This is a genomic window from Xanthomonas sp. A1809, assembly GCF_017746015.1.
Classification (GTDB): Bacteria; Pseudomonadota; Gammaproteobacteria; order Xanthomonadales; family Xanthomonadaceae; genus Xanthomonas; species Xanthomonas euvesicatoria.
This window is the reverse complement of the sequence record NZ_JAGHWZ010000005.1, coordinates 699,754-714,515: the sequence shown is the minus strand read 5'-3', so window position 1 is coordinate 714,515 and position 14,762 is coordinate 699,754. Positions and strand designations below refer to the sequence as shown.

The 14,762-nt window shown below is 64.2% G+C and carries 7 protein-coding genes; 4 read left to right on the top strand and 3 right to left on the bottom strand.

Annotation, left to right across the window (positions count from 1 at the left end; all coding sequences use genetic code 11):
• Positions 1–258 precede the first annotated feature (258 nt).
• Positions 259–1,176: a TrmH family RNA methyltransferase gene (locus J7396_RS09355; protein ID WP_014090912.1), complete on the top strand. Its 918-nt coding sequence runs from the start codon at positions 259–261 to the stop codon at positions 1,174–1,176.
• A complete protein-coding gene (locus J7396_RS09350; protein ID WP_209261348.1) occupies positions 1,176–2,681 on the top strand; it encodes a carboxylesterase family protein in 1,506 nt (501 codons plus the stop codon). Before J7396_RS09355 ends, J7396_RS09350 begins: the two co-directional genes overlap by 1 nt.
• A gap of 50 nt (positions 2,682–2,731) precedes the next feature.
• On the opposite strand, the gene J7396_RS09345 is transcribed toward J7396_RS09350, so the two are convergent.
• Both J7396_RS09345 and J7396_RS09340 read right to left on the bottom strand, forming a co-directional pair.
• On the bottom strand, positions 2,732–4,075 hold the full coding sequence (locus J7396_RS09345; protein ID WP_244669583.1) for a neprosin family prolyl endopeptidase: 1,344 nt from the start codon (positions 4,073–4,075) through the stop codon (positions 2,732–2,734).
• Positions 4,076–4,519: 444 nt separating this feature from the next.
• On the bottom strand, positions 4,520–6,484 hold the full coding sequence (locus tag J7396_RS09340; RefSeq protein WP_209261346.1) for a glycoside hydrolase family 97 protein: 1,965 nt from the start codon (positions 6,482–6,484) through the stop codon (positions 4,520–4,522).
• A gap of 218 nt (positions 6,485–6,702) precedes the next feature.
• Here J7396_RS09340 and J7396_RS09335 point away from each other — a divergent pair, with 218 nt between their 5' ends.
• The gene (locus J7396_RS09335) at positions 6,703–10,170 is read left to right on the top strand and encodes a LamG-like jellyroll fold domain-containing protein (RefSeq protein ID WP_209261345.1); all 3,468 of its coding nucleotides are present in this window, start codon (positions 6,703–6,705) and stop codon (positions 10,168–10,170) included.
• 140 nt (positions 10,171–10,310) lie between these two features.
• On the top strand, positions 10,311–13,247 hold the full coding sequence (locus J7396_RS09330; protein WP_209261344.1) for a TonB-dependent receptor: 2,937 nt from the start codon (positions 10,311–10,313) through the stop codon (positions 13,245–13,247).
• A gap of 371 nt (positions 13,248–13,618) precedes the next feature.
• On the opposite strand, the gene J7396_RS09325 is transcribed toward J7396_RS09330, so the two are convergent.
• The gene (locus J7396_RS09325; RefSeq protein ID WP_008576822.1) at positions 13,619–14,671 is read right to left on the bottom strand and encodes a LacI family DNA-binding transcriptional regulator; all 1,053 of its coding nucleotides are present in this window, start codon (positions 14,669–14,671) and stop codon (positions 13,619–13,621) included.
• Positions 14,672–14,762: the final 91 nt, after the last annotated feature.

Sequence of the window (14,762 nt, the reverse complement as noted above, 5' to 3'; positions counted from 1 at the left end):
GGAAATGGCCGCCGCAGGAGTCTGGCAGATGCTGCTGGCCTTCGGGTCGCGTCGACGCCTCCTGCCGGGCGGCACGACGTTCAACATGCCTCAGCGCAGCCGCCATGTACGGACCATCGCGCCGGTGGCTTACCATCGGCGTCACTGCCTGTGCGGCAGCGGCCCTACCGGTGCTGCAACACGATCGACACGCAGACGGCGAAACGGCCGGAAGCAGCCGTTCCGCACTGCAAGCAACTCGAACTCCTGGATCCGACAATGACACAGCATGATGGACGCGGCGGACGGCCGCCACGCGACGGCGGCTCCGGCCCCTCGCACAACCCGTGGGGCCGCGCTGCGCCGCGCACACCTGCACCGCGCAGTGCCGCACCCCGCGCTCCAGCGCAGCACACTTCCGCTGTCACGCCACCTGCCGCTGCAGCAAGCGGCAACGCGCGTGAGGTGCGGCTGTACGGCATCAACGCCGTGCAGGCCGTGTTCAAGGCGCGCCCGCAGGCGCTGCGCAAGCTGTACCTGAGCGAGGCGCGCATTCCGCAGTTCAAGGCGCTGCTGGCCTGGTGCGTGACCCAGCGCATCGGCTATCGGGTGGTGGACGAGGCCGATCTGAGCAAGCTCGCTGCCAGTGCGCACCATGAAGGCATCGTCGCCGAGGTGCTGCGCGTCGCCCCGCAACCGTTGCAGGAATGGCTGGCAGCGTTGCCGCAGGGCCCGGTGCTGGCGCTGTGGCTGGACGGGGTGGGCAACCCGCACAACTTCGGGGCGATATTGCGCTCGTCGGCGCACTTCGGTGTGGCCGGTCTGTTGTTGCCGGCCGGCTCCACGTTGGGCCTGTCGGGCGCGGCGGCACGCGTGGCCGAAGGCGGCGCCGAAGCGGTACCGCTGGTGCAACTGCCCGACACTGCAACGGCGATGGCGCAGCTGCGCCAGGCCGGTTTTGCGATTGCCGCGACCTTGGTCGATGGTGGCCAGGACGTCTTCGCCGCCGCGCTGCCGCAGCGCCTGGTGTATGTGATGGGCGCGGAAAGCGAAGGCATGGACCGCGCCTTTGCGCGCGATTGCGATCTGCAGTTGTCGATCCGCGGCAGCGGCAAGGTGGAAAGTCTCAACGTCGCCTCGGCCACTGCGGTCTTCCAGGCCGCCTGGCACGCGCGCGTGCTCACCGGAGAACACTGATGGCGCGTTTTTGTGCGTTGTTGCTTGCGACCGGTTGCCTGTTCAGTGCCAACGCGTCTGCCGCCACGCCGGCGGCACCTCCCGAGGTGCGCACCGATCATGGTGTGGTGCGTGGCCAATGGCAGGACGACGGCAGTGCGGTCTTCCGCGCGATCCCCTTCGCTGCGCCGCCACTGGGCGCGCTGCGCTGGCGCCCGCCGCAACCGGTCGCCGCATGGACGCAGGTGCGCGACGCCACTCAGGCCGCCACGCCGTGCGTGCAGCCGGCGCTGGGCTGGAACAACGCCATGGCCAGGCGCGGCACCGAAGATTGCCTCTATGTCGAAGTGCAGACACCGCAGTTGCATCCGGCCAAGCCGCTGCCGGTGTTCGTATGGATCCACGGTGGCGCGAACGTGGCCGGCGGCGCCGACGGACATCTGCCCACCAACCTGGTGGCGCAGGGCATGCTGGTGGTGACGCTGCAATACCGGCTGGGCGCGCTGGGGTTCCTGTCGTTGCCGGAGCTGACCGATGGCGACAACGAAGCCGCCGGCAATGTCGCCTTGCTCGACCAGATCGCGGCGCTGCAATGGGTGCGCGACAACATCGCGCAGTTCGGCGGCGACCCCGCGCGAGTCACGATTGCCGGGCAGTCGGCCGGCGGCCAGGACGTGGGCTTGCTGATGCTCAGCCCGCTCGCACGTGGCCTGTTCTCGGCAGCCATCGAACAGAGCGGCACTGCCGGCTTCGGCCTGCCGGTGCGCAGCCTGGAAGACAATCGCGCGCTGGGTGTGAGCATTGCCAAACGTGCCGGCATCGACGATTCGGCCACACGGCTGGCGCAACTACGCGCGTTGCCGGCCGACCAACTGCTCAAGGCCGCGCAGGGCGTGGATGTGCCGGCCTTGGATGACGACGGCTATATCTGGCTGCAGGCGGTGGTCGACGGGCGCGTGCTGCCACGTGCGCCGGCCGAACTGCTGGCTGCCGGCGCGCAGGCAAAGGTGCCGCTGTTGATCGGTTACGTGGTGCAGGAACTGCGCTATGGCGGCGAGGACGGCGCCGAGAAGCGAGTGCGCCGCGACTATCCCGACCACGCCGAGACCATCCTGCAAACGCATCGTGCCGCTATCGCGCAGCGCGCCGCGCGGCAAGGCAATGCATCCATGCAATTGTCCACCGATCTCACCTTCCGCTGCCCGGCGCTGACCGTGGCGCAACGCCAGGCTGCGCTGGGCGTGCCGGTGTGGCATTACGTGTTCGATACGGCGGTGCCCGCTGGGCAGGTGACGCATAGCGCCGAGTTGCCATTCCTGTTCAAGAATCTGCTGATCGGCCAGCCGCCGGTGTCCCTGCAGCGCTATTGGGCCGCGTTCGTGCAGCAGGGCAATCCGAATGCCAAGGGCCTGCCGGCCTGGCCGGCATTTGCGCCGGCACAGGCGGGGCTGCAGTTCGATGCGCGTGGCGTGCAACCCATCAAGCACGCGCGTCCGGCGGTATGTGCAGGCGTGGAGTTGCCCTGATCGATCGCGCGCACCCAACGGTGCGCGCGATCGACCCAACGCAACTCGATTCAGTGTTCGCAGCCCGGCCCACCGAAATAGAAACCACCATTGTGCATTTCCGGCGACAAGCCGGTGCGGGTGACGCCGGCATCCAAGGCATACGGATAACTGTAACCGGCCATCGCCAGCGTGTAGCAGGACGGATGCTCCACGCTCAGCGATGACAGGCGCTGCACGGGATGGGTGACCATCGCCGCATCGCGGTAGAAGTGGTTGGCCTGGAATGCGGCCTGGCGATAGCCGGCCGCTGCGAACTGACCGCTCCCCATGCGTGTGCTGGCTACACCGCTGTTGGTCGAGACCTCGCCGCCTGCGCTCACGTACGCAACGCGTCCATCGGCGAGATCGCCCGAATACAGTGATGCCTTGTAGTAACCGATCCATTCGCCGTCCAGGCGCAGCCACCAGTTGCCGTCGGTATTCTTCTGGAATTCGACACCCAGCAGGGTCTGCTTGCCGCCTGCAATGCTGAATCCTGCGGCCGGCTGAGCGCCCAGGACATGTCGCGTGCTGGTCTGCACGAAATCGCTGCAATCCAGATTATGACAACCTGTAGTGACGTAACCGTCCTGGGTGGAATAAATGAAGACGATCGGCTTGTTGCCCCAGCCTGCGTCTGGCTGGATCTCCCAGCCCACTTCAAGTGTTTGCACTTGCTCGCTTGCGCTTTCACCAACGATCCATATCTGACTGATGGTTTGTTTCTCGTTGGTGGAGCGTAACGTGGGTGCCCAAAGATTGATGTCGGCTCCCGCGCCTGTGACCGATGTGCCGGCGGTATCCAGAAAGACGCTGGAGTAGTAATGCGTTACCGGCGCCGCTTCCTGCACCGCCGGCACAGCGTCAGCCTGCTTGGGAGCCATCGCGCGCGGGGTTGTGCCGCGTAGAAAGCTACGCAGATTCGCATGCTTGCTCATCTCGGCCAAGCCGATGCGTTCGAACGGCACGCTGCCGGTGTCGCAACGTTGACCCGGGTTGACCGGCGCCACCGTCCCCTTGTTACTTGAGAGGGAGGGGGGTGCCGCCGGCGTGCTGCCATCGCGCAAGGCAGGTTGCTGCGCACTTGGAATGCAATCGAACACCTTGCCGTCCTGTTGCACGCTGCGCAGCACGGTCAGACCGTTGTAACGATTGAACAGATAACGCTGCATTTCGGCGAAGGCGGTGGGATCGCTGACCTTGGCCGCAGCACCACGTGTTGCGTAACTGAGCTGCGCCTGCGCATCCAGAAACGCCTTGAAGTCGCGCGTGACCTGCGGAAATGCCCGGGATGCAGCCAGCGACGTGCCAAGCGCGTCGCGTTGGGTAGTTGCGACGCTTGCGGTGGCCGGTGTGCGAAGCAAGGGTGGCATCAGTGTATCAATGCTGCGGTCGCTGGTCGTCGAGATCGATGGCGATAGCAGCGTGGCAGCGCCGGCTGTGGGAGCCAGTGCAAAAACGCAAAGCGCAGCAATCGCGTGGCTGATCGATATCGGCCGATGAGAACGGAAGGTCATGTGTTGTCCCTTGGCGCCGGAATGAAACTGCCTGCACGCGGCGTACCATGCAGGACAGCAGCTTCAGTCCGCAGGTGCATTCCGAGTTCCGTTCGGGGCGCATGCCTGCGTTGAAGGCGTGCGCAGTCTAGCTGCGCAAAAAACAACTGGATGGGCAACAATGCATTGCGTGACATCAGGCACGAAGCAAGCGCAATGCGCTAAGCGGATGCCATGTCAATGGTCATGCACACCTTTGCGTACGGCGTTTGCTATTGCGCAAAGGTGTGCCAGTTCACTCCACTATCAGCATGGCTGCTCTTACTTTTTTTGCAGCCTCACTGCAGCGCCGCCGCCTGCAGCAAGCGCAAGCTGCAATGTGTCGTTACGTGTGAGCCTGCGTGTGTCGATGCGTACGTCGCTCGGGGTCTCTCCATCGGTATAGATGGTGGCGGTCCAGCTGCCTTCGCCCAGGAACGAGAGCGGCAGGGTCAGCGTGCGCGCCTGCTCGTTGGTCATCGCGCCCACATACCAGTCCTTGCCGCTACGCCGCGCCAGTGCGATGTGCTCGCCGATGGCGCCATCCAATGCGCGCGTCTGGTCCCAGCTTGCAGGCACATCGCGCAGGAACTGCGCGGCGGGCACGTTTTCGTATTGCTCGGGACTGTCGGCAACCACCGCAAACGGACTCTCGTAGACCACGTACATCGCCAATTGCTGCGCGCGTGTGGTCATCACCTGCGGCCCGAAGTGCTGTGGCTTGAACTCGGCCGGGTGGACATTGCGAAAGCCGCCAGGGGTGTAATCCATCGGTCCAAGCAACATGCGCGTAAACGGCAAGGTGAGGTTGTGGGTCGCGGTGATGCGTGCGCTCCACTTGTTGTACTCGGCGCCGAGCACGCCCTCTTGGGTGAGATAGTTCGGATAGGTGCGGGTCAGCCCGGTCGGGTGATACGCACCGTGCAGATCCACCAGCAACCTGTGCTCGGCGGCCTTGCTCAGCAGACGATGATAGAAGTCCACCATCTGCTGGTCGTCGCGGTCCATGAAATCGACCTTGATGCCCTTGATGCCCAGCTGTTGGTACCAGGTGAGCGCTTGGTCCATGTGCGCATCGAGCGCGCGCCAGTGCGCCCACAGCCACAGCCCCACATCGCGCTTGCGTGCGTAGTTCACCAGACCAGGCAGATCGAGTTGCTCGACCGGGCGGAGAATGTCTGCATCGGCGTTGTACTGGCCATCGCCGGTACTGCCGTAGTACCAGCCGTCGTCGATCAGCATGTATTGCAGCTTCAAATCCTGCGCATGATCGATATAGCGCTGGATGGTGGCGGTATTCATGCCCGGGTTCGCCACCCCGCTGGCCAGGCTGCCCGACCACCAATCCCACGCCGATTTGCCCGCGCGCACCCAACTCGCATCGAAGGCGGGCGGCGGGTTCAGCGCAGAAATCAAATTGGATTCGATCAGGCTCGCGGGGTTGTCGGCCAGCATGATCACCCGCCATGGCGTGGCGAAATCGCGTCCCTTCGCATCGATGCTGACCGCCACCGTGGGGTCGTCCAGGCGCGGCGAGAGTTTTGCCGACACGCCCAGGCCGCCATCGGAACGACCGGTGAGATACAAGCCGGCGTAATCGCGCAGATTCGCTTCGCCGATCGCAAGCGTGGTGCCGTTGGCGTCCGTCTGGCACACCAGCGGTAACTCGAGCAGATGATGCGCGCGCAATCTGGATGCGGCGATTGCATCGTATTCGCCCTCGTGGCTGGTTCCGAAGCGGCCCAGATTCAAGTTCCAGCAGCGGTAATCTTGGGGGAATGCAAAGCTGGTGAGTTCGTCGCGAATGCGCACCTGGCCCGCATCCGGCAAGACATAACGCAGCGCAACGCCGTCGTCATACGCACGCAATTCGATGTTGAGCCTGCGGCGTTGCGTATCGGCCAGTTGCACGCGCAGTTCTCGATAGTGGTCGCGTGCTTGGCGCGTCTTTCCCACCGTCAAGGTGAAGCGGCTGTCGTGCAGTTCGGTCGTGCTGCCTTCTAGCGTCATGTCACGGCCGAGCTTGTTGCCTCGGCCCAGATCCAGCCCGAGCGGTGCATCGTCGAGCACCAGCGTGTTGCGATACAGCACGCGATAGCTGGGCACGCCGCCGTCGCGCAGCGTGAATTCAACTTGCGTGCGTGCATCAGGCGACTGTACGCGCAAGCTCTGTGCTGCAGCGGGTGCAGCGATCAAACACAACAACGCACATGCCGCGGGGACTGCGGACTGGATCAGGTTTCGCATGATTCCCTCCTCCTGGGATTGCCAACCCTAACGCAGAAAGGTTGTTGTCGATATCCAGCTGGGGTAACGTTACCTCGCACCATGGCCGCTGAAACAGGGGCGGCAGCCACGGGCGGCATCACGGAGGTCATGACGCAGAACGTCTGCACGACGGGTTGCCGATTGCATCGAAGCGGTGTGCACCGTTGTGTGGCAGTAGAGCTTGGGAGAGGCCTCTAATGCTGATGGTTCGCAAGGCGTTCCGCCGCGGAGCGCTGTGGGTGTTGTGTGCTTGCATGGGTTGGACTGCAGTGGAGGCAGCGCCTGCCGACGATCCGCCCGGTCCGTATGACGTGCGCGTGCTTGCCGGCGGCGTTGCGCTGACCAAGAAGCTCGCCGCCCAGACGCCGTGGTTGTCTGCCGATGCGGACTGGAGCGTGGTTGGATGGGTGCGCCCATCACGGTCGATTACAGGTCCTGCATTGATTGCAGGCGTCGGCGATCCGCAAGGCGCAGGCCGCTACTTCGCGATCGATGGCGGCACACTCGGCTTTGCGCAGGGCGCCGACAATGTGCTGCGCAGTACGCAGACCTTGCGTGCAGGCAGCTGGACGCAAGTGGCCGCAGTTGCCCAGGGAGAACGCCTGACCCTGTACGCCAACGGCCGCAAGGTCGCCAGCGGTCGTGTGCAACGGACGGCCATCGCGCCGACGCTCGTCTTCGGTCCACGCCAGCAACCTGCGGCGTATACGCAACACTTCGGCGGCGATATCGCGGGCTTTACCGCGCAGGCGGGCGCGCTGGATGCACAGGCCATTGCACGGCTTGCCGCAAACGCGCCGGATCCGGCACTGCAGCGCTTCGAAGACGCATCGCCAGGCTGGCGCTTGCAGGTCAAGCAGATGGCCGGCCAGCTTGCGCCGCAGCCGGCTGCGACGTTGCCGCGCAGCAGCGCAGCGTTCTCGGCGCCGGTTGCACAGCCAGTACCGGATGCGCCTGCGCTGCAATCGCTGGATGCCGCATCCTGGCGCGTGGATGCATGGCAACTGGCCGCAGCACCGGAGCTTGGTGCAGCGACCGGCGCCACGCTGTCGCGTCGTGATGACACCACCGGCAATGCGTCGTGGCGCGTGGCGACCGTGCCCGGTACCGTGCTCACCACGCTGGTCGACCGTGGCGTGTATCCGGATCCGGACATCGGCCTGAACAATATGGCCATTCCCGAAGCGTTGAGCCGTCAGGACTGGTGGTACCGCAGCAGTTTCGATCTGCCTGCCGCCGCGCAAGGCAAGCGTCTGGAACTGCTGTTCAACGGCATCAACTATGCCGGCGAAATCTGGGTCAACGGCGCGCAGGTCGGGCGCACGCGCGGCGCATTCGCACGCGGTCGTTTCGATGTCAGCAGGCAGCTCAAGCCAGGTCGCAACGTCATTGCGGTACGGGTGTCGCCGCCACCGCATCCGGGCATTGCGCACGAACAATCGATGCGCGCAGGCGTCGGCGAAAACGGCGGCATGCAGGCCCTGGATGGGCCGACCTTTATCGCCAGCGAGGGTTGGGACTGGATTCCCGCGGTACGCGACCGTAATGCCGGTCTGTGGCAGGACGTGCAGTTGCACGCCAGCGGCCCGCTCGCACTTGGCGACATCCAGGTGCTGACCGCGCGCTTGGCGCCGGATCATCAACGCGCCGAACTGGAAATCAACGTGCCGCTGCGCAACGACACGCCTGCCGCAGTGCAGGGCAATGTGCAGCTGGCCTTCGGAGATGTGACCATCCAGCGCCAGGTCACGGTGCCGGCCGGCGGCAGTACGCTGAGGTTCACCGCGGCCGACACGCCGCAGTTGCGCCTCGTCAACCCGCGCCTGTGGTGGCCCAACGGCTACGGCGAGCCTGCGCTGTACACGCTGCAAGTGGGGGTCGATGTGGAAGGCGCGCGCTCGGATGCGCAGCAGCTGCGCTTCGGTATTCGCGAAGTAACCTACGAGCTGTCGTTATTCGACGACGATGGCGCATTGCGCCGTGTGCTGGTCGATCTCAACCAGGCCCGCCAGCGTGGCGAACGCATCGTCGATGTACGCCATGCGGCGATCCGGTCGGTACCCGGCGGCAACGCGCAGTCGCTGTATCCCGGTGCGCTGGGCTCGCCGGCAGTTCAGCAGCTGGAGGATTCCACGCTGGCCCCGCATCTGGTCATCCGCATCAACGGTGTGCGCATTGCGGTGAAGGGCGGTAACTGGGGCATGGACGATTGGCGCAAGCGCGTGTCGCGTGAGCGGCTGGAGCCGTACTTTCGCCTGCAGCGCGATGCGCACTTCAATGTGGTGCGCAACTGGGTGGGGCAGAACACCGAAGCAAACTTCTTCGAGCTGGCCGACGAATACGGCATGTTGGTGCTCAACGATTTCTGGCAGTCCACGCAGAACTACAACATGGAACCGGCCGACGCGGCGCTGTTCCTGGACAACGCGGCCGAGGTGATCAAGCGCTTCCGCAATCATCCGTCCATCGTGTTGTGGTTCGGGCGCAACGAAGGCGTGCCGGCCCCCATCCTCAACGAAGGCCTGGACAAGCTGGTCGCCGAACTCGACGGCACGCGCTGGTACACAGGAAGCTCCAACGAGATCAATTTACAAGGCAGTGGGCCGTACAACTATCGCGAGCCGGTGGCCTACTTCAACAAGCTGGCGCAGGGCTTCTCGGTGGAAGTGGGCACGCCATCGTTCTCCACGCTGGAGTCGTTCAAGGCCTCGGTGCCGGCGGTTGGCGACCAATGGCCAATCAGCGACGCCTGGGCGTACCACGATTGGCACCAGTCCGGTAATGGCGATACCAACAGTTTCATGCGCACGCTGACCGACAAACTGGGCGCGCCGACCAGCCTGGCCGATTTCGAGCGCAAGGCGCAGCTGCTCAATTACGAAACCCATCGCGCCATCTTCGAAGGCTTCAACGCGCAACTGTGGAGCAAGAACAGCGGCCGCCTGCTGTGGATGAGCCATCCGGCGTGGCCGAGCAACATGTGGCAGGTGTATAGCCACGATTACGACACCCACGCCGCGTATTACGGCGTGCGCACTGCAGCCGAGACGCTGCATGTGCAGATGAATCTGCCGGGGCACGAAGTGGTCGTGGTCAACAACGCTGCCACGCCGGTGCGTGGATTGCGTGTGCGTGCACAGGTGTACGCACACGACGGCACGCTGCTGCAACAGCGCGAACGGCCGCTGGACGCCGCGGCAGTGGCAGTGTCGGCACCCGTGCTGCAGTTGGCGCCGTTGCTGAAGGACACCAACGGGCTGGGCTTTGTGCGGCTGCAGTTGCTCGACCGCGACGCGGTGGTGCGTTCGCGCAACTTCTACTGGGTGGCGCGCGATGCGGTGGCGATGCGTGGGCTGGATGCGCTCGCAAAGGTGCCGTTGCAGCTCACCACGCAATTGCAGCAGGGCAACGAGGCCGTGCTGCGCGCCACTGTCCGCAACCGGTCGCAGCAGGTGGCCCTCAACACCAAGTTGACCCTGGTGGATGCGCAAGGCCAACGCATCCTGCCGGCCTATTACAGCGACAACTATCTGAGCCTGGTACCAGGCGAAGAGCGCGTGGTGGAAATTCGCGGGCCGTCCGCTGCCACCTTGCGCAACGCCACGCTGCAACTGCGTGGCTGGAATGCCGAACCATCGACAGGCGTCGCCAACGGGGCTCCGTAGCGACGTCTGCGTGTTGCCGCGCCGTGCCATGCACGGTGCCTCGCACTGACGCACCGTCTGGTACGTCAGCCAATACCGCATTGCCGTGCCGGCAATGCCAGTCGAAACGGTCGTGGATTTGTCATCCCTGGGAGGGGACCATGAACAAGCTGCATTCGAATACCCGCCATACCCCGTTGGCCGCCGCGCTCGCGGCTGCGCTCACCCTGCTTGCCGGCGGCGCAAGCGCGCAAGACATCGCCACCGCTCCAGGCGTCACCGAACTGGACAAGGTGATGGTCAAGGGCGTGCGCGGCGCGCAGGCCGAAGCTATCGAGAACAAGCGCAGCGCGGCGCAGATCATCGATTCGATTTCTGCCGAAGACATCGGCAAATTGCCCGACGTCACCATCACCGATTCGTTGCAGCGCGTGCCTGGCGTGCAGATCCGGCGGTCGGCCGGCGAAGGTTCGCAGCTCAATATCCGCGGCATGCCGCAGGTGCAGACCACCATGAACGGCGAGTTGTACCTGAGTGCAGGCGGCGGCGATCAATATGGTCAGCCGAACATCGGCCGCGCGCAGCCGGATTTCGTGGACATTCCACCCACGCTGTTCAGTGGCGTGGACGTGATCAAGTCGCCCACTGCCGCCGATCTGGATGGCGGCATCAGCGGCACGGTCTCATTGAAGACGCGGCGCCCATTCGATCTGCCGGAAGGCTGGACCTTCAGCGGCCAGGCCGAAGGCTCGTACGGCGACCGCGTGCAGAAAGCCAACGCGTTGTATTCGGGGTTGGCCAGTTTTCGCACCGCGCGTTGGGGCGCGTTGCTGGCGGTGTCGTATTCGGATGCCACGCTGGAAAACAAGCACCCCAGCGTATATTCCAACGGCGCACAGAAATCCACCGAACAGAACGTCGGCTTCGACTTCAACGGCGATGGACGTATCGGCAGCAATACCGACCCGGGCAACCTGCCGCGCGACTACTTCTACAACTGGGTGGCGACCGAACTGGATAACCGCAGCACCGATCGCCAGCGCACCGGCATCAATGGCTCGTTCCAGTTCAACATCAACGATTCGTGGACCGTGTTGGCGGACGCGGCCTACACCAAGCTGGAAGACCACGACACCTCGGTTGCCGCGCAGCTGCACACCGGTTGGGCGACCAATCAGTTGCAGCCGGGATCTGTGGTCGATCCCAACGGCGTGTTGGAGTACGGCAATTTTCGTTACAACCGCTTTCAGGCGCATTCGATGGCCGGGGTGGCGGATTCGGATGCGCTCAATACCAATCTGGAATTGCGTTACGACGACGGCGGCCCATTCCGTGCCTCGTTCCGCTGGGTGCATGGCGATGCGCAGCGTACCTACGACGAAGCGCGTGCCGATGCAGCAGTGACGCGCGGCGACCAGATCCCACGTGCCGGCGGCGTGACCCAGTGGGCTAACGTCAATGGCCTGCCCACCGTGGATGCATCGGTGGATTTTCGCGGCACCTACCCGGCGGTCAACCTCGCGACCGATGTGTCCAATCCAGACAATTGGCAGCTGATGTCCACCTGGGCGCAGGGCAACAAGATCGACGCCAAGATGGACGCGTTCCGCGCCGATGGCACCTTCGAGTTCGACGAGGGCGTGGTACGCGGCTTCCAGTTCGGCATTCGCTACGGTGAGCGCGATTTCAAGCTCGACACCTATCGGTATCTGTCGCCGGTGTCGTCCAGCTGTGCCGACCCGAACCGTTCGCTGTACTACTACAAGGATCCGCTGATCGTCGATACCTGCAGCGGCGTGTCCGAAGCGCGCTTGCTGCCGTTCAATGCGATTCCCGGCTACTGGGCGTATTTCAACGACTTCGATCCGCTCAAGGTCACCGGCCTGGGCAGTCAGGGCCTACCGGCGATCAACCCACAGGCGATGAAAGACCCGGTTGCTTATCTCAACAGCCTGTATCCGGGCAACGTGGCGTATCAGCAGGCAGCCGATTCCTACCAGGTCACCGAAAAAACCAGCTCGGCCTATTTCATGGCCAACCTGGAAGGCGGTACCGGCACGCGCGTGCCGTGGACGGCCAACATCGGCGCGCGCATCGTGCAGACCAAGCTGGCGATCGACCAGTACCTGAGCAGCGGCAACGTCTATATCGGCAATGTCGAATGGAACGGCGTCAGTCCCGCGATCGGCACCAACCGTCTCAATCGCCAGTACACCGATGTGCTGCCCAGCGCGAACCTGTCGCTGGACGTCACCGACGCGCAGAAGCTGCGTTTCGCCTACAACAAGGCGGTTGCGCGTCAGGACCTGCCCGATCTGGGCCGTGGTCTGGTGAGCTTCTATGCGGTCAACGGCACGCCGCCGCGTAATCCGTCGCTGCCATCGGATGCGGTGCTGTTCCTCAATGGCCGTTCGGGCAATCCGGATCTGGATCCGTACCGCGCCACCAACTACAACGCCTCGTGGGAATGGTATTTCGCCGATGCCTCGTTGATCAGCGTGGGTGCGTTTCTGATCGACGTGAAGTCGTTCCCCACCACCGTCACCAATATCGAAGCCTTGCCCGATGCCGATGGCGTCGTGCGCGCGGGCGGCCCGGTCGAGCGCATCGTCAATGGCGGCGGAGGCAAGATCAAGGGCTTTGAAATCGGCTACCAGCAGGCCTTCGATTTCCTGCCGGGCTGGCTGAGCGGCTTCGGCACCAACATCAACTACACCTTCTCCGATGCCGATACCGACAACACCGATATCGACGGCAACACGCTGCCGATCGGCGACAACTCCAAGCACCAGGCCAACGCGGTGCTGTGGTATCAGAAGGACAAGCTGCAGGCGCGCGTGGCCTACAACTGGCGCAGCAAGCGCTTCAGTCAGGTCAACAGTTCCGCATGGGGCGACGAGCTGGCGATCTGGAACGACGACGTCGGCTACCTGGACGCGTCGCTGAGCTACGACGTCAACGATCACCTGACCCTGTACGCCCAGGCCACCAACCTGACTGGCGAAAGCGAACGCCGTTACGCGCAGTGGACCAATCACTACTTCGACCAGAATATCTTCGAGCGTCGCTACTACGCGGGTCTGCGCTTGCGCTTCTGATGCCATGCACTGATGCAAGACACTGATGTACCGCACGGTGCGTCCCCGCGCCGTGCCGCACATGCGGTTGTCCTCCTTCCTCTCCAAGCGGTCGTTGCGCGTTCTTCCCGTCGCCGTTTGATACGGCGCTGCAGTACGTTCGGCGGTGACGTCGAATACCCTCCCATTCGGCTACATCGTCGGGAAGCGATGTGGCCGTTTTTTTTGCGTGATTGGGCGGGCGTCTGCGCAATCACGCCGGCAGTTGAATGCTGCAACTGTCAGTCTGATTGCTGTTGAAACGGCAGCGGTCGGCCGCGACGGCGCAGCGTGCGCATAGATTGAGGTGATGCGTCTATGCCGAACCGGGATGGTGATGGCGCGCTGTGGCGCTATGTCTTCGGCGGCCCTGCCGTCGAGCCACGCTTGACCAGCGTGTACTTCATCACCTGATGCACGCCGGGTGCGGTGTCGCCCTTGCGGCGTTGACGAACCGCGTCGGCCAGCAGTGACACAGCAGCACGACCCATCGCAGTGACCGGTTGGTGCACGGTGGTGAGTTCGGGCCAGATGGTGGTGGCCACCGGCGTATCGTCGAAGCCGGCGATGGAGACATCTTCGGGCACGCGCAAGCCCAGTCCGTGCGCGACCGCCACCGCTGCGGCCGCCATGTCGTCGTTGCTGCAGAAGATCGCCGTGGGTGGTGGCCGCTGCGCCAACAGGCTGCGTGCGGCCAGAAGACCGGAGTGATAGGTGAACAGGCCCTCGGCGATCAAGCCATCTGCGACCGACACGCCGGCAGCGTGCAGGCTGTCGAGATAGCCGTTGGCGCGCAGTGCGCTCGGGGTGTGTTTGGGGTCGCCCTTGATCAACGCAATGCGACGATGCCCGAGCTCGATCAGGTGGTCGACGATGGCGCGTGCGGCCTGGTAGTCGTCGATCCGCACCGAGCTGATTTGCGCCATCGGTGCGCCGCTGGCCACCGCCACGACCGGAATGCCGCGCGCATCGAGTTCGGCGATGGTCTGGCGCGAGTCGCATAACGGCGGTGGCAGGATCACCCCATCGACGCCGGCAGCGAGCAGGCGCTCGGTGGCCGCACGCTGGCTGCGGATGGCGCCGCACTTCTCCACCATGACCTGGCTGCCGGTGAGGCTGCTCTGCTCAAGCAGGCCGAGCATGAATTGATTGAGGTATGCGGCGCTCGGGTTGCTGTACAGCACGCCGATACGCAGCAGCCCGCTGGTCCGCAACGAGCGGCCGGCGAGGTTGGGCCGGTAGCCCAATGCCTGTACCGAGGCCTCCACGCGCGCGCGCATCGCTTCGCCCACATGCGGGTGACGGTTGATCACACGCGAAGCGGTCATCGGCGAGACGCCGGCGTGTTTGGCGACATCCAACAACGTCGCCGCATTGTTCGCACTGCGTTGGCGCTTGGCCACCATTGTGTGTGCTCATCCTGGAGTAAGAGCGAATGGGCGCGCTACCGGTTCGACGTGTGAAGCGACCACGAAAAACAACCGACCCATCACCTGA

What these genes read in the sequence shown, in the direction of transcription:
- J7396_RS09335 (WP_209261345.1), top strand. Translation starts at nt 6,703, where the DNA reads ATGCTGATGGTTCGCAAGGCGTTCCGCCGCGGAGCGCTGTGGGTGTTG.
- J7396_RS09345 (WP_244669583.1), bottom strand. Translation starts at nt 4,075, where the DNA reads ATGCCACCCTTGCTTCGCACACCGGCCACCGCAAGCGTCGCAACTACC.
- J7396_RS09325 (WP_008576822.1), bottom strand. Translation starts at nt 14,671, where the DNA reads ATGGTGGCCAAGCGCCAACGCAGTGCGAACAATGCGGCGACGTTGTTG.
- J7396_RS09340 (WP_209261346.1), bottom strand. Translation starts at nt 6,484, where the DNA reads ATGCGAAACCTGATCCAGTCCGCAGTCCCCGCGGCATGTGCGTTGTTG.
- J7396_RS09330 (WP_209261344.1), top strand. Translation starts at nt 10,311, where the DNA reads ATGAACAAGCTGCATTCGAATACCCGCCATACCCCGTTGGCCGCCGCG.
- J7396_RS09355 (WP_014090912.1), top strand. Translation starts at nt 259, where the DNA reads ATGACACAGCATGATGGACGCGGCGGACGGCCGCCACGCGACGGCGGC.
- J7396_RS09350 (WP_209261348.1), top strand. Translation starts at nt 1,176, where the DNA reads ATGGCGCGTTTTTGTGCGTTGTTGCTTGCGACCGGTTGCCTGTTCAGT.